The organism is Massilia sp. 2TAF26 (assembly GCF_052115005.1).
Lineage (GTDB): Bacteria > Pseudomonadota > Gammaproteobacteria > Burkholderiales > Burkholderiaceae_D > Telluria.
Genome location: NZ_JBFRFV010000157.1, coordinates 1 through 349, shown reverse-complemented (window position 1 = coordinate 349; position 349 = coordinate 1). Strand labels below are relative to the sequence as shown.

General features: G+C 49.0%; 1 rRNA gene. It reads left to right on the top strand.

Features of this window, described 5'->3' with window-relative positions:
* Positions 1-211: 211 nt before the first annotated feature.
* A 16S ribosomal RNA gene (locus tag AB4Z32_RS27930) occupies positions 212-349 on the top strand; the annotation flags it as partial.

Below are 349 nucleotides of genomic sequence, written 5' to 3'. Positions count from 1 at the left end.
GCAAGGCAGTACCGAATACGATCTTTAACAATCAACAGTCGATAAGTGTGGGCGTTTGATGAAGTGCCAGCATCCTTCGGGGTGCTGAATGCTTAAATTATCAAATGTTCACAAAAAGTATAACGTTGCTCAGCAATGAGTAACGGTCAGTATTTTGAGTGGGCGACTCCGCAGTAATGCGGATGACACGAAAGTGTCGCAAACAGAGATTAAACTGAAGAGTTTGATCCTGGCTCAGATTGAACGCTGGCGGCATGCTTTACACATGCAAGTCGAACGGCAGCGCGGGGCAACCTGGCGGCGAGTGGCGAACGGGTGAGTAATACATCGGAACGTACCCAGAAGTGGG